We start from the raw sequence: 19,508 nt of genomic DNA on the forward strand, positions 1-19,508 counted from the left end.
GTTCGTTCGAACTCCGGCGTCCTCGTGAGAGCATCCGTCCCGCAAGGAGCGATCGTGTACCCCCGCACCCCAGACGACCACGGTGTCGCCCCCTCACCCGAGTTCCCCGCCGTCGAGCGCGAGGTGCTGGCGTTCTGGAAGGCCGACGGCACCTTCCAGGCTTCGATCGACCAGCGCGAGGGCGCGCCCGAATGGGTGTTCTACGACGGGCCGCCGTTCGCGAACGGACTGCCGCACTACGGCCACCTGCTCACCGGTTACGCGAAAGACCTCTTCCCGCGCTTCCAGACCATGCGCGGCCACCAGGTGCACCGTCGCTTCGGCTGGGACACGCACGGCCTGCCCGCCGAGCTCGAGGCCGAGCGCCAGCTCGGCATCACCGACAAGAGCGAGATCGAGGAGATGGGCATCGCGGCCTTCAACCAGGCCGCGAAAGACGCCGTGCTGCGCTACACGAAGGAATGGCAGGAGTACGTCACCCGCCAGGCCCGCTGGGTCGACTTCGAGCACGACTACAAGACGCTCGACGTGACCTTCACGGAGAGCGTCATCTGGGCGTTCAAGACGCTGCACGACAAGGGCCTGGCCTACGAGGGCTACCGGGTGCTTCCGTACTGCTGGCGCGACCAGACGCCGCTCTCGAACCACGAGCTGCGCATGGACGACGACGTCTACAAGATGCGTCAGGACCAGACGGTCACCGTCACGTTCCCGCTCGTCGGCGCGAAGGCCGAGTCGCTCGGCCTCACCGCGGTGCGGGCGCTCGCCTGGACGACGACGCCGTGGACCCTGCCGACGAACTTCGCCCTCGCGGTCGGGCCCGACATCGAGTACGCGGTCGTGCCTGCCGGGCCGAACGGCACGCCCGACGCGACGGTGCTGCGTGAAGAGGTCGGCACGGCCGAGACGGGCGCCGCGGCATCCGACACCGAGGTGCTCGCCGGCGAGTACCTGCTCGCGATCGACCTCGTCGGCAACCACGCCAAGGAGCTCGGCTACGACTCCGCCGACGAGGCGCGCGCGGCGGTGTCGCGCACCGTCCGGGGCAGCGAGCTCGATGGCGTCAGCTACGACCGCCTCTTCGACTACTATGCCGACGTCGAAGCCTACGGACTCGAGAACGCCTGGCGCATCCTCGTGGCCGACTACGTCACCACCGAAGACGGCACCGGCATCGTGCACCAGGCACCCGCCTACGGCGAGGAGGACCAGCGGATCGGCGAAGCCGCCGGCATCCCGGTCGTCATCTCGCTCGACGAGGGCGGTCGGTTCCTGCCGGCGGTGACGGATGTCGCGGGGCTGCTCTGGAGCGACGCGAACAAGCCGCTCACCCAGCTGATCAAGGCAGAGGGCCGACTGCTCCGGCAGGCGAGCTACGAGCACTCGTACCCGCACTGCTGGCGCTGTCGCAACCCGCTCATCTACAAGGCGGTCTCGAGCTGGTTCATCCGCGTGCCCGAGTTCCGCGACCGCATGGGCGAGCTGAACCAGGACATCAACTGGGTGCCCGACAACGTGAAGGACGGGCAGTTCGGCAAGTGGGTCGCCGGTGCGCGCGACTGGTCGATCAGCCGCAACCGCTACTGGGGTTCGCCGATCCCGGTGTGGAAGAGCGACGACCCTGAATACCCGCGCGTCGACGTCTACGGCTCGCTCGAAGAGCTCGAGCGAGACTTCGGCCGGCTGCCCCTGAACCCCGAGGGCGAGCCCGACCTGCACCGCCCCTACATCGACGAACTCGTGCGGCCGAACCCCGACGACCCCACCGGGCGCTCGACCATGCGGCGCATCTCCGACATCTTCGACGTGTGGTTCGACTCGGGCTCGATGCCGTTCGCCCAGGTGCACTACCCCTTCGAGAACCAGGAGTGGTTCGACAGCCACAACCCCGCCGACTTCATCGTCGAATACATCGGCCAGACCCGCGGCTGGTTCTACGTCATGCACGTGCTGTCGACGGCGCTCTTCGACCGACGTGCCTTCACGAACGTGGTCAGCCACGGCATCGTGCTCGGCAGCGACGGGCAGAAGATGTCGAAGTCGCTGCGCAACTACCCCGATGTCTCAGAGGTCTTCGAGCGCGACGGCTCCGACGCGATGCGCTGGTTCCTGATGTCGAGCTCGGTGCTGCGCGGCGGCAACCTCGTCGTCACCGAAGAGGGCATCCGCGAGGGTGTGCGGCAGTTCATGCTGCCGCTCTGGAGCACCTGGTACTTCTTCTCGCTCTACGCGAACTCGGCCCGCGAGGGTGGCTACGAGGCATCCGCTCGCACCGATTCGACCGACGTGCTCGACCGTTACCTGCTCGCCAAGCTCGGCGAGCTCGTGACGGCCATGACGATCGATCTCGAAGACTTCGACTCGCCGCTCGCGGCGGCCAAGCTGCGCGACTTCGGCGACGTGCTGACGAACTGGTACGTGCGCCGCTCGCGCGACCGGTTCTGGTCGGGCGTGGCCGACGACGGCTCCGGCCGAGAGGCCTTCGACACGCTGTACACCGTGCTCGAGACGCTCACCCGGCTCGCTGCACCGCTCCTGCCGCTCGTCTCGGAGCAGATCTGGCGCGGGCTCACGGGCGGTCGCAGCGTGCACCTCGCCGATTGGCCCGACGCCGAGGGCTTCCCGGTCGACCACGCACTCGTGGCCGCGATGGACGCCGTGCGCGACATCAGCTCCGTCGCGCTGTCGCTGCGCAAGCAGTCGGGCCGGCGGGTTCGGCTCCCGCTCGCCCGACTCACGGTCGTGGCGACGGATGCCGCTGCGCTCGCGCCGTTCGAGGCGATCCTGCGCGACGAGCTCAACGTCAAGGCGGTCGACCTCGTGACGCTCGACGCCTCGAGCGCCGAGCGATTCGGCGTCACGAAGCGACTCACCGTCAATGCGAGGGCCGCCGGGCCGAGACTCGGCAAGACCGTGCAGCAGGCGATCCAGGCCGCTCGCTCGGGCGAATGGAGCGTCGACGGCGACTCGGTCGTCGCCGGCGGCATCCCGCTCGAGACCGGGGAGTACGAGCTCGTGCTCGAGGCCGGCGGCAGCGGAGACGGGTCGAGTGCCCTCGCGCTGCTCTCCGACGGGGGCTTCGTGATCCTCGACACTGCGACGACACCCAAGCTCGAGGCCGAGGGCCTGGCCCGCGACGTCGTGCGCGCCGTCCAGGAGGCGCGGAAGGCGGCCGGGCTCGAGGTCGGCGACCGCATCCGGCTGACGCTCACGCTCGACGAGGTCGGGGCTGCGGCCGCCGAACTGCACCGAGAGCTGATCGCGGGCGAGACGCTCGCGATCGAGCTCTCCGTCGTCGCCGGAACGCCCGGCGACGACGCCAAGACCGTCGGCGAGTCGTCTCGCCTGAACGTGGAAGTGACCAAGGCATGACCGACGATCTCGAATTCGCCGACGCGGCCGACGCCGTCTACCGGAGCCTGCTCGAACGGGTCGGCGAAGCCGCTCCCGAGCCCCGACTCGACGCGACGCGTCGCGCGGTCGAACTGCTCGGCGACCCGCACCGGGCCGCCCCGGTGATCCACATCACGGGCACCAACGGCAAGACGTCGACGAGCCGCATGATCGAGTCGATCCTGCGGGCCGGTGGTCTTCGCACGGGCCTCATGACGAGCCCGCACCTCGAGCGCTTCACCGAGCGCATCCTCATTGACGGGGCGCCGGTCTCCGATGAGGCGGTCGCGCGCAACTGGGACGAGATCGCACCGTTCATCGACATCGTCGATGCCGAACTCGAGGCGGCGGGCAAGCCACGACTGACGTTCTTCGAGGCGCTCACGGCACTCGCGTTCGCGTGCTTCGCCGACGCGCCCGTCGACGTCATGGTGCTCGAGGTCGGCATGGGCGGCGAGTGGGACTCGACGAACGTGGCCGACGGCCAGGTCGCCGTGTTCACGCCGATCGCCCTCGACCACGAGACCGCCCTCGGCGCCACCGTCGAACGCATCGCGCGCACCAAGGCGGGCATCATCAAGCCCGACGCCGCTGTCGTCACCGCGTTCCAGTCGCCCGAGGCACTCACGGTGCTGCGCGACGTCACCACTGAGAACGGCGGCACCTTCGCGGTCGAGGGCGGTGCCTTCGCGGTGCTAGACTCGCGCGTCGCGGTGGGCGGCCAGCTCATCTCGGTGCGGGGGCTCGCGGGGGAGTATCGCGACCTCGCACTGCCGCTCTTCGGTCGGCACCAGGCCGAGAACGCCGCGGTCGCGATCGCGGCCGTCGAATCGTTCCTCGGCGCCGGCAGCATGCGGCTGGCCGACGAGGTGCTGCAGCAGGGGCTCGGCCTCGCGACGTCGCCCGGCCGACTGCAGATCATCGGCACCGAGCCGCCCGTCATCGTCGATGCCGCGCACAACCCGCACAGTGCCGCCTCGCTCGCGGCGGCGCTCGAGGAGTACTTCGACTTCGACGAGGTCGTCGTCGTGCTCGGCGTGCTTGCCGGCAAAGACGTCGCCGGCATCGTCGGCGCAATCGCCGGCTCCTCACGGTTCATCGTCACCGCCCCGGCATCAGATCGCGCGATCGGGGCCGCCGAGCTCGCGGCATCCGTCGCCGGTGTCGTCGGGGCCGACCGGGTCGAGATCGTCGAGCGCCTCGACGACGCGCTCGACCGGGCGAGAACGTGGGCTTCTGCTGAACCGAAGCGCGCCGTCGTCGTCGCCGGATCGATCGTGCTGGTCGGCGAGGCCATCGGCATCGCCGCCGATCGCGAGTGGGCGCGCGCATGAGCGACGCGACGCAGCCGAACGAGCCCGAGCACGTGCCGGCGCAGCCGTCCGAGCCGACTGAACCAGCTGACACCGCGCGTCCGCGCTCGATCCGGCAGAGCCTTGCTGCGATCGTCCTCGGCTTCGAGGTCATCGTCGTCTTCCTCGCCGCCCTCGTCATCTGGGGTCTCGCGCAGGGCGGTGTCGAGGCGGCGCTGCCGTCGTGGGTGCCGCTCGCCGCCGGCGGCGTCATCATCATCGGCCTGATCGCGACGATCGGGCTCCTGCGATTCAGCTGGGCCTACCCGCTCGGCTGGGCCCTCCAGGTGCTCATCCTCGCCTCCGGCTTCCTCAACCCCGCGATGTTCGTCGTGGGCGCACTCTTCGGCGGCATGTGGTGGTACTGCATGGTGACCGGTGCCCGAATCGACCGAGAACGGGCGGCAGCGGCCGCTCGATGGAAGGAACAGGAATGACCACTCCGATCGAAGAGACCCTCGTGCTCGTCAAGCCCGACGGGGTCGCACGCAACCTCACCGGCGAGATCCTCCGCCGCATCGAGGCGAAGGGGTACTCCCTCGTCGACATCCGCCTCGTGCAGGCCGACCGCGAACTGCTCGGGCACCACTACGCCGAGCACGAGGGCAAGCCGTTCTACGAGCCGCTCATCGAGTTCATGGAGTCCGGCCCGATCGTCGCGATGCGAGTCGCCGGCAACCGGGTGATCGAGGGCTTCCGGGTGCTCGCCGGCACGACCGACCCCACGACCGCGGCGCCCGGCACGATCCGCGGCGACTACGGCCGCGACTGGGGACTCAAGGTGCAGCAGAACCTCGTGCACGGCTCGGACTCGGTCGAGTCCGCCGAACGCGAACTCGCGCTCTGGTTCTGATCGATCGAGCGGATGTCGCGGTGACCGGATTCCCGGCGCCGCGACGCCCGTCGCTCAGCCCGCGAGGTTCTGCAGGTCGATCATGATGCGCGGGATGGCGTCCATCTGCGCCTGCGCGAGCAGCACGATGACGGCATAGCAGATCACCGTGATGAGGGGCACCCACGACAGCCACGAGCCGGCGAGCCGGCGAACACGTGCCGATGCCGGAATATGCCCCTCTCGCAGGTTGTACAGCGTGAGCGCCCAGAACGTCGGAATCGTGACCGCCCACGTGAGCATGCACCAGGGGCAGAGCACGTCGAGCACGTAGATGCTCTGCACGATGAGCCAGCCGACGAACACGAGCGCCCCGGCGACGCCGACGTTGAAGAGCACCCAGAACCAGCGCGCGAACCTCGCGCCGGCGAGCACTGCCACGCCGACGGTGATCACCACCGGCCAGGCCATCAGGCCGATGAACGGGTTGGGAAAGCCGAAGACGCCGCCCTGCCACGACTCGAGGTTCGTGCTGCAACCGACGAGCACGCCGACGTTGCACGCCGGCACGTGCCCGGGATCGCTGAGCGACAGCACCTTCTCGACCGAGAGCTCGAAGGCCGCGAGCAGGCCGAGGGCGCCGGAGATCACGAAGAAGACCGCGAGCGCCACTGGGCGGGAACGACGGGAGGAGTCCGGCATGCTCGGATTATGGCATGCCGATTCCGCCCTCAGCTGCGAGAGCATGCGATAATCGAAGGAGTCGTCCGGGCCGCGCCCGGCACGACGCCAATGAGGGCTTTGAGGATGCAGCGCATCCGAGTAGGCGGTGAACACACCGCAAGACGTGGCGACACAGGCAACCTGCCGGTCGCAGTAGTGAAGGATTCGGCGGTTCGGCGCGACGCGCAGAGCCGCTCCAGACGAGTACGGAGCGACGGCGCGGCTGTCGGAACCGGCGTAGGAGTGCACCAGAGATGGTGGAAGGCAACGAGAAGAACACGAACGAACCCGAGACCGGCAGCGGCTCGACCCGACGGCGTGGGGGCCTCTTCGGCTCGCGGCGTGGAGGTCGCTCGAAGGCGGTGACGCCTGAGCCAGTGGTGCCGGCGACGCCCGAGGCGATCGTCGCGCCCGAGCCCGAGCCCGAGCCCGACGCAGCGCCGCCCGCGGCGGCCGCGAGCGCCGCAGTCGAGGTCCCATCGGAGTCTGAGGTTGCGACCGACGCATCCGTCGAGGCCGCCTCAACGGCAGCTGACGAGCAGGCCGCGACCGCGCAACCGGCTGCCGAACCCGCGACCGCATCGCCCATTCCGGCGACGCTCACGACGACCTCCCTGATCTTCCACGCGCCGCCGGTGCTCGTGACCGTCGATCGCCCCGAGCGCGGCGAGCGCCCTGAGCGCGAGAGCCGCGACGGACGCGAACGTGACGACCACGGTGCGCGCGACCGCGACCGCGACGACGACGAAGAGAGCTCGACGGTTCGCCGTCGCACGCGTCGTCGAAGCGGAGAAGAGGGCCGCTCGAACTCCGACGAGCCCGCGAACACCGTCGTCAAGGTGCGCAAGCCCCGCGAGGTCGAGCTCATCACCGAGCCGCAGAAGGTCAAGGGATCGACGCGCCTCGAGGCGAAGAAGCAGCGTCGCCGCGATGGTCGCGACGCCGGCCGGCGACGCGCCGTCATCACCGAGGCCGAGTTCCTGGCCCGTCGTGAATCCGTCGACCGGTCGATGGTCGTGCGCGAGAAGGGCGGCCGCATCCAGATCGGCGTGCTCGAAGACGGCGTGCTCGTCGAGCACTACGTGGCCCGCAACCAAGAGGCCTCGCTCATCGGCAACGTCTACCTCGGTCGCGTGCAGAACGTGCTGCCGAGCATGGAGGCCGCGTTCGTCGACATCGGCCGCGGCCGCAACGCCGTGCTGTACTCGGGCGAGGTCGACTGGGAGGCTGCAGCCGAGAACGGCGAGAAGAACCAGCCCCGACGCATCGAGCTCGCGCTCAAGCCCGGCGACCGCGTGCTCGTGCAGGTCACGAAAGACCCGATCGGCCACAAGGGTGCTCGCCTGACGAGCCAGGTCTCGCTGCCCGGCCGCTACCTCGTCTACGTGCCCAACGGCTCGATGAACGGCATCAGCCGCAAGCTCCCCGACACCGAGCGTGCGCGCCTCAAGAAGATCCTCAAAGAGGTGCTGCCCGACAACCAGGGCGTGATCGTGCGCACCGCGGCCGAAGGCGCGACCGAAGAGCAGCTGACGCTCGACGTGAACCGCCTGATCGCGCAGTGGGCCGACATCGCGACCCAGCTCGAGAAGGTGCAGGCGCCCGCGCTGCTGCACTCCGAGCCCGACCTGCTGATCAAGATCGTGCGCGACGTCTTCAATGAAGACTTCCAGAAGATGATCATCGAGGGCGACGAAGCGCGGCAGACGATCGAGCGATACCTCCGCGCGGTCGCTCCCGACCTGCTCGAGCGTGTCGAGGCGCACGCCGGAGATCGCGACTCGTTCGACGAGTTCCGCATCAGCGAGCAGATCGAGAAAGCGCTCGACCGCAAGGTCTGGCTGCCCTCAGGCGGCTCGCTCGTGATCGACCGCACCGAGGCGATGACCGTGGTCGACGTCAACACCGGCAAGTTCGTCGGTTCGGGCGGCAACCTCGAAGAGACGGTCACCAAGAACAACCTCGAGGCGGCCGAAGAGATCGTGCGCCAGCTGCGGCTGCGCGACATCGGCGGCATCATCGTCGTCGACTTCATCGACATGGTGCTCGAGACCAATCGCGACCTCGTGCTGCGCAGGCTCGTCGAGTGCCTCTCGCGCGACCGCACGAAGCACCAGGTGGCCGAGGTCACCTCGCTCGGCCTCGTGCAGATGACCCGCAAGAAGCTGGGCCTCGGCCTGCTCGAGTCGTTCAGCGAGCCGTGCGAGGTCTGCGCCGGCCGCGGCATCATCGTGCACCACGAACCCGTGGTCAAGCACCGCAGTGCCCAGCAGTCGCAGCCCGAGCGTCGTGGTCGCGGCCGTGGCGGCAACCAGCAGCAGCCTGCGCAGGCGCCTACCGCGCCCGCCGCGCACACCGGCACCCACGCGATCACCGACGACGTGAAGAACGCGCTCGCGCAGATCGCGGCTTCGACGATTCCGCACGCCGAGCAGAAGCCCGACGAGCGAGCGAGCGAAGCGCCGGCCGCAGCTGCGGCCGCCGAACCGGCTGCCACGCGTCCGGCGCAGGCCGACGCGAGCGAGAAGCCGGTCGAAGCCACCGGTCGAAGCCGCCGCGGTCGCCACCGTCGTGTCTCGCAGGAGCAGGGCGCGGCAACGGAGGCCCCGGCCGCCGAAGCCGAGACTCCGGTCGAGGTCGCACCTGTGGCCGAGCCTGTGGCACCGCAGATTCTCGATCTGCCGGTGCCGCCGGTCGAGCGCAAGCGCCCGGTGCGTGTCGCTGAGACCGAGGTGCTCCTCGACTCCGTGCTCGACGCGCTGCCTGCCCCCAAGAAGGCCGGCGAGGGGCGCACGCGCAGCCGTCGCGTCTCCACGGCGGCGCTCAGCCCCGCCGGTGCAGCACCGGTGATCACCAGGGCCGACGGCTCGGGCGACGACGCGGCATCCGCCTCAGGCGAGTGAGCCGCGGGCTGCGCGCTCGCGTCGCTCACGCGGCGTGACGCGCAGCCCGCTGCCGCGCAGGCGAGCCACGAGCTCGCGCGGGCTCACCGCGAGAGCACCCGCCGCGACCAGATCGTCGTAGCGTTCGATCGGGACGTCGTAGTGGTCGAGATCGAAGGATCTCGGGGGCAGACCGGCTCGCTCGGCGAACGCGACCAACTCGTCGATCGACGCATCGCTCACGAGGTGCGCCCACACCGTGCCGTGCTTCGGCCAGAGCGGCGTGTCGATGAGCACGGTCATGGGGCGATCCTACGCGGCACGACTTGCGACTCGCCGGTGGCTGCGCGTTTGACCGGCCCCCCGACATCCGGTAAACTCGACCGTTGGTGCCACCGCTTATCCCGGCGGCCCCGTCTGCAGACGTATCTGCAACACAGTTTTCTGGCAGTGACGACCCTCTCCTTCCCGCTGGGGTCCCGCGCAGTGACATCCCATCAGACAGTCGGAGCCTCCGGGCTCCCCAGAGATAGGTACGAGTAGTGGTTTACGCAGTAGTGCGCGCCGGCGGTCGGCAGGAGAAGGTCGAAGTCGGCACTATCGTGACGATGGACCGCATCAAGGCAGACAAGAACGGCAACGTCACCCTTGCCGCGGTTCTCCTCGTCGATGGCGACAAGATCACCTCCGACGCCAAGTCGCTCGAGAAGGTCACGGTCACGGCCGAGGTCCTGAACGACCTTCGCGGCCCGAAGATCGTGATCCAGAAGTTCAAGAACAAGACCGGATACAAGAAGCGCCAGGGGCACCGTCAGGACCTCACGCGCGTCAAGGTCACCGGAATCAAGTAGAGCCTGAGGAGAGCAGCTAATGGCACACAAAAAGGGAGCGAGCTCTACTCGCAACGGTCGTGACTCCAACGCGCAGCGCCTCGGCGTGAAGCGCTTCGGTGGCCAGGTCGTCGGCGCAGGCGAGATCATCGTCCGCCAGCGCGGCACCCACTTCCACCCGGGCGCGGGCGTCGGTCGCGGTGGCGACGACACCCTGTTCGCCCTCGAGGCCGGTGCAGTGCAGTTCGGTCACAAGGGTGGCCGCAAGGTCATCAACATCGTGGCGGTCGGCGAATAGTCGATCGACGGTTTTCGTGAGGGCGGGCTTCGGCTCGCCCTCACGTGTTTTCATCATCGGTTTGGAGAGTGCAGCATGGTCAGCTTCGTCGACGAGGTGACGCTGTTCCTGCGTGCCGGTCATGGCGGCAACGGCTGCGTCTCGGTGCGCCGTGAGAAGTTCAAGCCGCTCGCCGGGCCCGATGGCGGCAACGGCGGGCACGGCGGCGACATCGTGCTCATCGCCGATCCGCAGGTGACCACGCTCCTGGGCTACCACGGACGCCCGCATCGCTCCTCTCCGAACGGGCAGCCCGGCATGGGCGATCACCGCTCCGGAGCCGTCGGCGAGACGCTCGAGCTCCCGGTGCCCGTCGGCACCGTGGTCAAAGACGCCGATGGCGTCGAACTCGCCGATTTCACCGAGCCGGGCACGCGGTTCGTCGCCGCGGCCGGCGGTCTCGGCGGTCTCGGCAACGCCGCCCTGTCGAGCACCAAGCGCAAGGCCCCCGGGTTCGCGCTGCTCGGCACGCTCGGCGACGAGATCGAGATCACGCTCGAGCTGAAGAGCATCGCCGATGTCGCGCTCGTGGGCTACCCCTCGGCCGGCAAGTCGAGCCTGATCGCCGCGTTGTCTGCGGCGCGCCCGAAGATCGCCGACTACCCGTTCACGACGCTGCACCCGAACCTCGGCGTCGTGCAGGCCGGCGACCACCGGTTCACCGTGGCCGATGTGCCCGGCCTCATCGAGGGCGCCAGCGAGGGCAAGGGGCTCGGCCTCGAGTTCCTGCGTCACGTCGAGCGCTGCGCCGCGCTGCTGCACGTGCTCGACTGCGCGACGCTCGAGCCAGGGCGCGACCCGATCACCGACCTCGAGGTCATCCTCGGTGAACTCGAGGCGTACCCGGTGCCCGAGGGCCAGGTGCCGTTGCTCGAGCGCCCGCAGCTCATCGCGCTCAACAAGATCGACGTGCCAGAGGGGCGCGACCTCGCCGAGTTCGTTCGCCCAGAGCTCGAGTCCCGCGGCTACCGCGTCTTCGAGATCTCGACGGTGAGCCACGAAGGACTCCGCCAGCTCGGCTTCGCGCTCGGAGAGCTCGTCGACACGGCCAGGGCCGAGTTGGCCGCCATTCCCGTGCCCGAGCGCATCGTGATCCGCCCGAAGACCACCAATGATCCCGGCTTCGTCGTGCGCCCAGAAGGCGGCAGCTACGGCACCATCTACCGGGTGCTCGGCCAGAAGCCCGAACGCTGGGTGCAGCAGACCGACTTCACGAACGACGAGGCCGTCGGCTTCCTGGCCGATCGTCTGGCCAAGCTCGGCGTCGAAGACGCGCTCGTACGCGCCGGAGCCGATGCCGGATCGACCGTCGTGATCGGCAAGGGCGCCGGTGTCGTGTTCGACTGGGAGCCCACGCTCACCTCGACCGCCGAGCTCATCACCGCCCCACGCGGCACCGACGTGCGTCTCGACGAGAACCGGCGCGCCACGCGCGCCGAACGACGCAGCGAATACTACGAGCGCATGGACGCGAAGGCCGAAGCGCGCGCCGAGCTCGAGCGCGAACGCGGCGCCAACATGTGGTCGGAGCTCGACGAGCAGACCGCAGCAGACGACGCGGCGATCGCGGCGACCGATGCCCCGGCATCGCCCGCCGCGACCGACGGCGGAGAGGACTCGAGCGGCGAGGAACGGGCATGACGCCTCGCAATCGCTCCGAGATCGCCTCGGCCACGCGCATCGTGGTGAAGGTCGGCTCCTCGTCGATCAGCGGTGACAACGCCGAGCAGATCGGTCCACTCGTCGACGCGCTGGCCGCCGCGCACGCTCGCGGGGCCGAAATCGTGCTCGTGTCGTCGGGCGCCATCGCGACCGCGATCCCGTTCCTCGAGCTCGACGGCAGGCCCACCGACCTCGCCACGCAGCAGGCCGCCGCGGCCGTCGGGCAGAACGTCTTGATGTGGCGCTACCAGACGAGCCTCGACCGCTACGGCGTGCTCGCCGGGCAGGTGCTGCTCACCGCGGGCGATCTCGAGAACGCCACGCCGCGCTCGAACGCCCAGCGCGCGATGGACCGCCTCCTGTCGCTGCGCATCCTCCCGATCGTGAACGAGAACGACACCGTCGCAACGCACGAGATCCGCTTCGGCGACAACGACCGCCTCGCGGCACTGGTCGCCGAGCTGATCGGCGCCGAGCTGCTGGTGCTGCTCTCCGACGTCGACGCCCTGTACACCAAGCCGCCGCATCTCGAGGGTGCCCGCCGCATCGAGCATGTGCCGTACGGCGATGCCCTCGAGGGCGTCGAGATCGGTGCTGCCGGTCGAGCCGGCGTCGGCACCGGGGGAGCGGAGACCAAGGTCTCGGCCGCGCGCATCGCAGCAGAGGCGGGCGCCGCGGTGCTCATCACCGCCACGCCGCTCGTCGCCGAGGCCCTCTCGGGTGCCCCGGTGGGCACCTGGTTCGACGCGGCCCCAGGGCGTCACACGAGCGTCGGCGACATCCCGCTCACCTAGGCTGGTGCCATGGAGCAGACCGACCTCGACACCTCCGTGATCGACCGCCGTCTCGCCGCCGCTCAAGAGGCGTCCCGCCGCCTCGCGCGCGCCGCGACCGCTGAGAAGGATGCCGCGCTCGAACAGGTGGCGGTGCTGCTCGCCGAGCGCTCATCCGAGATCATCCGTGCGAACGCCGTCGATCTCGACGCCGGCCGCACGGCAGGCCTCGGGGCGGGCCTCCTCGATCGACTCACCCTCGATGAACGGAGAGTGGCTGCGCTGTCCGACGCCGTTCGAGAGGTGATCGCTCTCACCGACCCCGTCGGCGACACCGTCAGCGGCCGTTCGCTGCCCAACGGTATTCGCATCGATCAGGTGCGCGTGCCGCTCGGCGTGATCGGAGCGATCTACGAGGCGCGGCCCAATGTCACGATCGACATCGCCGTGCTCGCGCTCAAGAGCGGCAACGCGGTCGTGCTTCGCGGCGGCAGCGCTGCCGAGGCGACGAACCGGGTGCTGCTCGGCGTGCTTCGCGACGCACTCGAGTCGGTCGGCCTTCCCGCCGAAGCCGTGCAGACGGTCGACGACTTCGGTCGGGCCGGTGCGCGCCACCTGATGCAGGCCCGCGACTACGTCGACGTGCTGATTCCGCGGGGGAGTGCCGGTCTCATCCGCGCCGTCGTCGACGAGGCCAAGGTGCCGGTCATCGAGACGGGTGCCGGCGTCGTGCACATGTTCCTCGACGAGAGCGCCCGTGAAGACTGGGCGGTCGATCTCGTGCACAACGCCAAGACGCAGCGCCCGAGCGTGTGCAACGCGCTCGAGACGCTGCTCGTGCACGCGAGTGCCGCCGAGCGCCTGTTGCCGCCGGTGCTCGCCCGCCTCGAGGCATCCGGTGTCACGGTGCATGGAGACGAGCGCGTGCGTGCCATCAGGCCCGAGGTCACGGCCGTCACCGACGACGAGTGGGCGATCGAGCACATGTCGCTCGACCTCTCGGTCGGGGTGGTCGACTCGCTCGACGACGCCCTCCGCCACATCCGCCGGTACTCGACGAAGCACACCGAGTCGATCGTCACCAACGACCTCGGCAATGCCGAACGGTTCTTGAACGAGGTGGATGCCGCGGCGGTCATGGTGAACGCCTCCACCCGCTTCACCGACGGCGCCGAGTTCGGGTTCGGCGCCGAGGTCGGCATCTCGACGCAGAAGCTGCACGCACGGGGGCCGATGGGCCTGCCCGAGCTCACCAGCACCAAGTGGATCGTGCGGGGCGCCGGTCATGTGCGCAGCTGACATCGCTAGACTGTCTGGAGCACGACCCGCAGGATTCGAAAGGAACGGCGAATGAGCCTAGCCACCGCAGTGCAGACCGCGACGGTGTTCACCGAAACGGTGCACGCGAGGGAACTGCCCATGGAGACGTGGGTCTACGGCCTCATCGCCCTCGTCATCTTCGCCGCGCTCGGCTTCGTCGTCGCCTCGTACCGCGACGTGGCGAACCGCCACAGCGCGAAGGCCGCGGCGTACGCCGCCCGCCACACCGGAGACGAGCACGGCGGCCACTGAGGCGGGCGAGATCGCGATGACGGTCGCGCGGCCCCGGCCTCGAATCGGAGTGATGGGCGGCACGTTCGACCCCATCCATCACGGACACCTCGTGGCCGCGAGTGAGGTCGCGCAATCTCTCGACCTCGACGAGGTCGTGTTCGTGCCGACCGGGCAGCCGAGCTACAAGTCGAACGTCACGCAGGCCGAGCACCGGTACCTGATGACGGTCATCGCGACCGCGTCGAACCCCCGGTTCACCGTGAGCCGCGTCGACATCGATCGCGAGAAGCCCACGTTCACGATCGACACGCTGCGTGATATCCGACGCGAGCGTCCCGACGCCGACCTGTACTTCATCACCGGAGCCGACGCGATCGCGCAGATCCTCTCCTGGAAAGACGTGCAGGAGCTCTGGGATCTTGCGCACTTCGTTGCTGTGAGTCGTCCGGGACATGTGCTGAGCGTTTCTGGATTGCCCGAGCAAGACGTAAGCTTGCTGGAGGTTCCGGCACTGGCGATCTCGTCGACCGATTGCCGGAGCAGGGTGCGCCGGGGTTTCCCGGTGTGGTACTTGGTGCCCGATGGGGTCGTCCAGTACATCTCCAAGCACCATCTCTACCGGAGTGTCGAATGACGTCGTCGCAGGATCCGCCGCTGACGCGCCGCGAAATGCGCGAACGCGAGCGACTGCTGGAGCAGCAGGAGCCTTCGTCGACCCCTGATGCAGCGCACGAGGCTCCGCCCGTCCCCGTTTCGACTCCTTCGCTTCCGCCGACGCCCGCGCAAGCCGTTCCCGCCCCCTCGCTTCCCGTTTCGGCCTCGAGCCCGGCCTTCGCTGCCCCTCGGCCGGCCGCGGGGTACGCAGACGCCTCGCCGTTCGGCGTAGCGCCCGCTGCACCAGCGGTGCCCGGGGTGGCTCCTTTGCCCCAGCAGAGCCCGTTCGCTCCGCGGCAGGTGCCGCCTCCGCCCAATGCGCTCCAGGCTCCGAAACAGGTGCAGCCGGCGCCGGTGAGCGCGGCTCAGGCCGTGCAACAGCCTGGTCAGGCCGAGTCGAGCACGCCCGAGCGCACGCTCACACGTCGAGAGCTTCGCGCCATGCTCGACGGCACCCAGCTCGACGAATTCGACCTCGAAGACGATGCGGCGGCGCAGCCGATCGATTCATCGCAATCACGCGCCGCTGCGCCGGCACCGGCGACTCGTCCGAGCGACGCCGAGGCCGACGCATCCGCCTCGGCCGCAGTCGGTCACTGGACCTCGCAGCTGAACGCTCCCGTCGAAGTGGCCGAGCCGTTCGATCAGCTGCTCTCGCGCGGTGGGGTCAGCCACGGCGTGCCGACCACGACGAACGCGCTCATCCTGCCGAACCTTCCCGACCACGGGTCGATCGGCAGCCCGCTCTCCGCAATCGGCAACCCACTCGCAGCCCCTGGTGAGATCATCGCCACCGGGTCGATCGACCTGCCTCGCTCCTATGGCGCCACCGGCGTTCACCCGAGCCGCATCGATTCCTCCGACGTCGATCGTCTCTTCGACCAGGTCGAAGACGTCGGCACCGGCGCAGCGCCCGTGGCGGCGACGAGCGCGATCAGCACCCAAGGTGCCGCGCGCGCGATGATCGCGCCTCCGAAGAAGGAGAGCATGAACGTTCCGCTCGTGCTCGCCGTCACCGCCGGCGTGCTCGCACTCGGCGTCGTCGGTACCTTGGTGATCGGCGCGATCGCGGGGCTGTTCTGATCCGAATCAATCACGCACCGGAAGTGAGCGCATGACCGCATCCGCCCAGGCTCTCGATCTGCTCGCCTCAGCGGCGCGCGCAGCCGATGCGAAGGGCGGCGACGATCTCGTCGCGCTCGACGTGTCGGTGCCGCTCCCGTTCGCCGACGTGTTCCTCCTCGTCACCGGCAACTCCGAACGAAACGTCATCGCGATCGCCGACGAGATCGAAGAGGTGCTCGGCCACGCCGGCACCCCGACTCGCCGTCGCGAGGGCCACCACACCGGTCGCTGGATCCTGCTCGATTTCGGCGACCTCGTCGTGCACGTCTTCCACCAGGAAGAGCGCCTGTACTACGGTCTCGAGCGGCTCTGGGCCGACTGCCCGGCGCTGCCGGTGGCACCGCTGCTCACGTCGAAGAGCTGATGGCCGGGGCATCCGCGGGTCGAGGGTCCCTCGATTTCTTTCGCGGGCCGAGGCTGGTGTAAGCTCAATTCGTTGCCCCAAACGGGGTGTACGGGTCTGTGGCGCAGCTGGTAGCGCACCTGCATGGCATGCAGGGGGTCAGGGGTTCGAGTCCCCTCAGATCCACCAAGAACCCCTGATGAATCGGTAGATTCACAGGGGTTTTTCGCGTTGAAGATGGCCGAGAAGGGGCCGTCGGGGCCATTTTTGGGGCCTTTTCATTCGAACCCATGTCGTGCCCACGATTACCCCCGTTCGTCAACCTCACCCGGGCAGAGACCGGCTTGCAATCCCACGCGCGGCGAACTGCGCGCGGTCGATGACGCCGAGTTCCGTGGCGCGATCGCTACGGCACGGCGATGATGTCGACTCCGAACCAGAGCAGCGCCTCGTGCGCGCTCCCGACGAGCACGTAGAGCGCCAGCACCGATCCGAAGGCGATCTCGCGGATCGACCCGGTGTCTCCGAGCAGCGGAAGGGCGACGAAGCCGTTCGGTCGCCAGATGCTGCTGATGAGCGGTGCCTTGCGCAGCAGTTTCGGCGGTCGTGGCCTGATCGGCCAGAGCAGCCCAGGAAGGCCGCCGGTGGTGAGCAGGTCGCCCGCGAGGTGGGCGAGGAAGCCGACGACGACGGCGAGCGGGAACCACGCGATGCTGCCGGGCGCGAGCAGCACGAGGAGCATTCCGAACACCGCTCCGAGCACCCAGGCTGTCAGCCACGACTCGACCATGTCGCGTGCCTTCACGGCGAAGCACATGAGCGCCGCAGCACCGATCACGGTGCCGAGCGAGAACGTGCCGAGTCGCTCCGTCGTGAGCGTCACGAGCGTCAGCGCCCACGCGCCGACACCGACGATCGCCGCTGCGATCAGCGAATGCGCACCGTGGCGATGTCCGCCGGAGACCGAGTTGACGGCGCCGGCGGTGAGCCGACCGAGGATCGGCACCGACCGGGCGATCGTGGCGCTGTGGTGGTCGGCGTCGGGCAGCAGCGCCGCGCCGGCGCAGACGAAGGATCCCGCGATGACGCCCACGGGATCGAGAGGGTACGCGCCACTGGTGAGGTACGGCATGGCTCCGGTCGCGGCGATCCAAGCGGCGGCGCCGCTCGTGGCATGGTTGACGCCCATCATCGTGCTGGGGTGGTCCTCTCGGTGGCGTGCATCGTCACGTGATGCGCTTCGACGTGCGCACACCGCTCGTCACCTCACGGCCTCGGCCGCGCCATCCGACCGTATCGCGCCACGCCGACACCGGACGCCGCGAGCCGTCCGCCTGCGCGCGGCTCAGGACTCCATCGGAGCGCCGAGGATCAGCGACCTGAGTTCGCCGGCGTATCGGTCGACGGGCCCGTCGACGACGAGACCGGGCGCGACGATCGTGATGGGAAGTACGGCGACGGGCGAAGGCGCGAGACCGACTTCTGCTCGCCACGCACTGACCTGCGCCGCCGAGGCCGCATAGACGATGCGTCCGAGACCCACCCATGCATGCGCTGCGGAGCACATCGGGCAGTGCTCGGCCGACGTGTAGACGGTGGCACCGGCTCGTTCAGCCGTCGTCAGGTTCGTCGCGGCCCACCGGGCGATCTCGAACTCGGGATGCCGCGTCTCGTCGCCGAGGGTGACTTCGCGATTGCGGTCGGCGAATCGTTCGACCCTCGAGGCATCCACGAGCACCGAGCCGAACGCACCATCGCCGGCCGCCGCGGCTTCTCGCGCGAGCGCGACGGCACGCTCGAGAAACACCAGATCTTCTTCGGAGACGCTCATGGGGCGAGTCTGCCGCGATTCGGGCCGGCGCGCGAGCGGCGCGCCTTCGCATCCGGTGTGAAGGCGGCTTCGCACGTCTCTGGCGCACCTAGGCTCGAGGAGTGGACATCAGAGACATCCCCCTCACGACGATCGACGGCGAGACGACGACGCTCGCCGACTACACCGACCGGGTCGTGATGGTCGTGAACGTCGCCTCGAAATGCGGCCTCACTCCGCAGTACGAGAAGCTCGAGGCGCTGCAGCGCGAATACGGCGACCGCGGCTTCACCGTGCTCGGGTTTCCGTGCAACCAGTTCGCGGGCCAAGAGCCGGGTGACGGCGACGACATCAAGGAGTTCTGCTCCATGACGTACGGCGTGACGTTCCCGCTCATGGAGAAGGTCAAGGTCAACGGCCGCAACCGGCATCCGCTCTATGAGGCACTCACGAAGGTGACGGATGCCGCCGGCAAGGCCGGCCGCGTCAAGTGGAACTTCGAGAAGTTCGTCGTGCAGCCGGGCGGTCGGGTGCAGCGATTCCGACCGACGACGCAGCCCGACGATCCCGCGGTGATCGCGGCGATCGAAGCAGGTCTGGCGGAGGCGAAAGCGGCCTGACCCGGTCGGTGCGACGCGCCTGACGCGCCGCGCGGCGCCTTGACCGGCCAACGACGCGGCCCCAGAATTGGGGGGTTGATCCGAATGCAACAGGAGCGGAGCACGAATGTCCGACGTGTACGGTCGTCCGACCACTGAGCACGATGTCCCCACGACTGAGATGCAGACGTTCGCGCCCGCATCCGATTCCGAGCAGACGCCGGCGCATGCCCCTGCCGATGCAGTCGAGCGGGGCAGGTGGGGCACCGACCTCAGGTTCATGCTCGTGGTGCTCGCCGCGATCGTCGCCCTCTTCCTCGCGTTCGCGCTGCTCATCGCGTTCAGCCCGACCGGGGCGGCGATCAGCGCCCTGGCTATCATCGCCGCGCCCATCGCCACCATGGTGGCCGCCTACTACGGCATCTCGCTCGCACTCAAGCAGGTGAAAGACGCTCGCGAAGCGGCCCAAGCGAGTGAGGCGCGGGCGCGCGCGGCCGAGGCCGGCGCCCGCGAGTCCGACGCATGGGCAGCGCAGATGGAATCAGGTCTCCGGGTCGCGGTCGCCAAGCTCACCGCGGCCGGGCAGCAGACCCGCGACGTCGAGCGCGCGGCCGGCACGCCCGACGAGTTCTTCTGATC

The 19,508-nt window shown here is 69.1% G+C and carries 20 protein-coding genes and 1 tRNA gene; 17 read left to right on the plus strand and 4 right to left on the minus strand.

Going from position 1 to position 19,508, the window contains the following annotated elements; genetic code table 11:
• Positions 1-51 precede the first annotated feature (51 nt).
• Genes ileS through ndk form a run of 4 tightly spaced genes read left to right on the plus strand, consistent with a single transcriptional unit; the run spans position 52 to position 5,598 of the window.
• Positions 52-3,372: an isoleucine--tRNA ligase gene (gene ileS, locus H521_RS0105620; protein WP_026481945.1), complete on the plus strand. Its 3,321-nt coding sequence runs from the start codon at positions 52-54 to the stop codon at positions 3,370-3,372.
• On the plus strand, positions 3,369-4,727 hold the full coding sequence (locus H521_RS0105625; RefSeq protein WP_022892052.1) for a bifunctional folylpolyglutamate synthase/dihydrofolate synthase: 1,359 nt from the start codon (positions 3,369-3,371) through the stop codon (positions 4,725-4,727). Before ileS ends, H521_RS0105625 begins: the two co-directional genes overlap by 4 nt.
• Positions 4,724-5,182, plus strand: a complete 459-nt coding sequence (locus H521_RS21650; RefSeq protein ID WP_084511987.1) for a DUF4233 domain-containing protein — start codon at positions 4,724-4,726, stop codon at positions 5,180-5,182. The genes H521_RS0105625 and H521_RS21650 overlap by 4 nt, the downstream gene beginning before the upstream one ends.
• Positions 5,179-5,598: a nucleoside-diphosphate kinase gene (ndk, locus tag H521_RS0105635; RefSeq protein WP_022892054.1), complete on the plus strand. Its 420-nt coding sequence runs from the start codon at positions 5,179-5,181 to the stop codon at positions 5,596-5,598. Before H521_RS21650 ends, ndk begins: the two co-directional genes overlap by 4 nt.
• A 54-nt stretch (positions 5,599-5,652) precedes the next feature.
• On the opposite strand, the gene H521_RS0105640 is transcribed toward ndk, so the two are convergent.
• Complete coding sequence (locus H521_RS0105640) at positions 5,653-6,279, minus strand: vitamin K epoxide reductase family protein (RefSeq protein ID WP_022892055.1); 627 nt, start codon at positions 6,277-6,279, stop codon at positions 5,653-5,655.
• 275 nt (positions 6,280-6,554) lie between these two features.
• Between H521_RS0105640 and H521_RS21655 the strand changes: the two genes are divergently transcribed.
• On the plus strand, positions 6,555-9,203 hold the full coding sequence (locus tag H521_RS21655) for an Rne/Rng family ribonuclease (protein ID WP_022892056.1): 2,649 nt from the start codon (positions 6,555-6,557) through the stop codon (positions 9,201-9,203).
• Here H521_RS21655 and H521_RS0105650 read toward each other — a convergent pair.
• Positions 9,192-9,485: a DUF4031 domain-containing protein gene (locus tag H521_RS0105650; protein WP_022892057.1), complete on the minus strand. Its 294-nt coding sequence runs from the start codon at positions 9,483-9,485 to the stop codon at positions 9,192-9,194. The genes H521_RS21655 and H521_RS0105650 overlap by 12 nt on opposite strands.
• A gap of 239 nt (positions 9,486-9,724) precedes the next feature.
• On the opposite strand from H521_RS0105650, the gene rplU reads away from it, so the two are divergent.
• The 10 genes from rplU to H521_RS0105700 all read left to right on the plus strand — a co-directional run bounded on the left by rplU (position 9,725) and on the right by H521_RS0105700 (position 16,649).
• Entirely contained in the window at positions 9,725-10,033 is a 309-nt protein-coding gene (gene rplU, locus H521_RS0105655) for a 50S ribosomal protein L21 (RefSeq protein ID WP_022892058.1), read from the plus strand.
• A 19-nt stretch (positions 10,034-10,052) separates the two neighbouring features.
• Complete coding sequence (rpmA, locus tag H521_RS0105660) at positions 10,053-10,310, plus strand: 50S ribosomal protein L27 (protein ID WP_022892059.1); 258 nt, start codon at positions 10,053-10,055, stop codon at positions 10,308-10,310.
• Positions 10,311-10,385: 75 nt separating this feature from the next.
• On the plus strand, positions 10,386-11,990 hold the full coding sequence (obgE, locus tag H521_RS21660; RefSeq protein ID WP_022892060.1) for a GTPase ObgE: 1,605 nt from the start codon (positions 10,386-10,388) through the stop codon (positions 11,988-11,990).
• Positions 11,987-12,805 carry a glutamate 5-kinase gene (proB, locus tag H521_RS0105670; protein ID WP_022892061.1) on the plus strand — a complete coding sequence of 273 codons (819 nt, stop codon included), beginning with the start codon at positions 11,987-11,989 and terminating at the stop codon, positions 12,803-12,805. Before obgE ends, proB begins: the two co-directional genes overlap by 4 nt.
• A 9-nt stretch (positions 12,806-12,814) precedes the next feature.
• Positions 12,815-14,083 (plus strand): glutamate-5-semialdehyde dehydrogenase, encoded by a 1,269-nt coding sequence (locus tag H521_RS0105675; protein WP_022892062.1) that lies wholly within the window; start codon positions 12,815-12,817, stop codon positions 14,081-14,083.
• 51 nt (positions 14,084-14,134) lie between these two features.
• On the plus strand, positions 14,135-14,356 hold the full coding sequence (locus H521_RS0105680) for a hypothetical protein (protein ID WP_022892063.1): 222 nt from the start codon (positions 14,135-14,137) through the stop codon (positions 14,354-14,356).
• A gap of 16 nt (positions 14,357-14,372) precedes the next feature.
• Positions 14,373-14,972, plus strand: a complete 600-nt coding sequence (nadD, locus tag H521_RS0105685) for a nicotinate-nucleotide adenylyltransferase (protein ID WP_026481946.1) — start codon at positions 14,373-14,375, stop codon at positions 14,970-14,972.
• A 392-nt stretch (positions 14,973-15,364) separates the two neighbouring features.
• Positions 15,365-16,075, plus strand: a complete 711-nt coding sequence (locus tag H521_RS0105690; protein ID WP_156891287.1) for a hypothetical protein — start codon at positions 15,365-15,367, stop codon at positions 16,073-16,075.
• Between the two features lie 31 nt (positions 16,076-16,106).
• Complete coding sequence (gene rsfS, locus H521_RS0105695) at positions 16,107-16,481, plus strand: ribosome silencing factor (protein WP_022892066.1); 375 nt, start codon at positions 16,107-16,109, stop codon at positions 16,479-16,481.
• 92 nt (positions 16,482-16,573) lie between these two features.
• A tRNA-Ala gene (locus H521_RS0105700) sits at positions 16,574-16,649 on the plus strand.
• A gap of 217 nt (positions 16,650-16,866) precedes the next feature.
• On the opposite strand, the gene H521_RS21665 is transcribed toward H521_RS0105700, so the two are convergent.
• Together H521_RS21665 and H521_RS0105715 are read right to left on the minus strand one after the other, a co-directional pair.
• Positions 16,867-17,652: a metal-dependent hydrolase gene (locus H521_RS21665; protein WP_022892067.1), complete on the minus strand. Its 786-nt coding sequence runs from the start codon at positions 17,650-17,652 to the stop codon at positions 16,867-16,869.
• Between the two features lie 153 nt (positions 17,653-17,805).
• Positions 17,806-18,291 carry a deaminase gene (locus tag H521_RS0105715; RefSeq protein WP_022892068.1) on the minus strand — a complete coding sequence of 162 codons (486 nt, stop codon included), beginning with the start codon at positions 18,289-18,291 and terminating at the stop codon, positions 17,806-17,808.
• 101 nt (positions 18,292-18,392) lie between these two features.
• Here H521_RS0105715 and H521_RS0105720 point away from each other — a divergent pair, with 101 nt between their 5' ends.
• On the plus strand, positions 18,393-18,890 hold the full coding sequence (locus H521_RS0105720) for a glutathione peroxidase (protein WP_022892069.1): 498 nt from the start codon (positions 18,393-18,395) through the stop codon (positions 18,888-18,890).
• 106 nt (positions 18,891-18,996) lie between these two features.
• Complete coding sequence (locus H521_RS0105725) at positions 18,997-19,506, plus strand: hypothetical protein (protein ID WP_022892070.1); 510 nt, start codon at positions 18,997-18,999, stop codon at positions 19,504-19,506.
• Positions 19,507-19,508: the final 2 nt, after the last annotated feature.

The organism is Agromyces subbeticus DSM 16689 (assembly GCF_000421565.1).
Classification (GTDB): domain Bacteria; phylum Actinomycetota; class Actinomycetes; order Actinomycetales; family Microbacteriaceae; genus Agromyces; species Agromyces subbeticus.

Bases quoted from the DNA above. Each gene is read 5' to 3' on its own strand.
- nadD (WP_026481946.1), top strand. From the start codon at position 14,373: ATGACGGTCGCGCGGCCCCGGCCTCGAATCGGAGTGATGGGCGGCACG.
- H521_RS21665 (WP_022892067.1), bottom strand. From the start codon at position 17,652: ATGATGGGCGTCAACCATGCCACGAGCGGCGCCGCCGCTTGGATCGCC.
- H521_RS0105715 (WP_022892068.1), bottom strand. From the start codon at position 18,291: ATGAGCGTCTCCGAAGAAGATCTGGTGTTTCTCGAGCGTGCCGTCGCG.
- ndk (WP_022892054.1), top strand. From the start codon at position 5,179: ATGACCACTCCGATCGAAGAGACCCTCGTGCTCGTCAAGCCCGACGGG.
- rpmA (WP_022892059.1), top strand. From the start codon at position 10,053: ATGGCACACAAAAAGGGAGCGAGCTCTACTCGCAACGGTCGTGACTCC.
- H521_RS21650 (WP_084511987.1), top strand. From the start codon at position 4,724: ATGAGCGACGCGACGCAGCCGAACGAGCCCGAGCACGTGCCGGCGCAG.
- H521_RS0105650 (WP_022892057.1), bottom strand. From the start codon at position 9,485: ATGACCGTGCTCATCGACACGCCGCTCTGGCCGAAGCACGGCACGGTG.
- H521_RS0105725 (WP_022892070.1), top strand. From the start codon at position 18,997: ATGTCCGACGTGTACGGTCGTCCGACCACTGAGCACGATGTCCCCACG.
- rsfS (WP_022892066.1), top strand. From the start codon at position 16,107: ATGACCGCATCCGCCCAGGCTCTCGATCTGCTCGCCTCAGCGGCGCGC.
- H521_RS0105640 (WP_022892055.1), bottom strand. From the start codon at position 6,279: ATGCCGGACTCCTCCCGTCGTTCCCGCCCAGTGGCGCTCGCGGTCTTC.
- H521_RS0105625 (WP_022892052.1), top strand. From the start codon at position 3,369: ATGACCGACGATCTCGAATTCGCCGACGCGGCCGACGCCGTCTACCGG.
- proB (WP_022892061.1), top strand. From the start codon at position 11,987: ATGACGCCTCGCAATCGCTCCGAGATCGCCTCGGCCACGCGCATCGTG.
- obgE (WP_022892060.1), top strand. From the start codon at position 10,386: ATGGTCAGCTTCGTCGACGAGGTGACGCTGTTCCTGCGTGCCGGTCAT.
- H521_RS0105680 (WP_022892063.1), top strand. From the start codon at position 14,135: ATGAGCCTAGCCACCGCAGTGCAGACCGCGACGGTGTTCACCGAAACG.
- H521_RS0105675 (WP_022892062.1), top strand. From the start codon at position 12,815: ATGGAGCAGACCGACCTCGACACCTCCGTGATCGACCGCCGTCTCGCC.
- H521_RS21655 (WP_022892056.1), top strand. From the start codon at position 6,555: ATGGTGGAAGGCAACGAGAAGAACACGAACGAACCCGAGACCGGCAGC.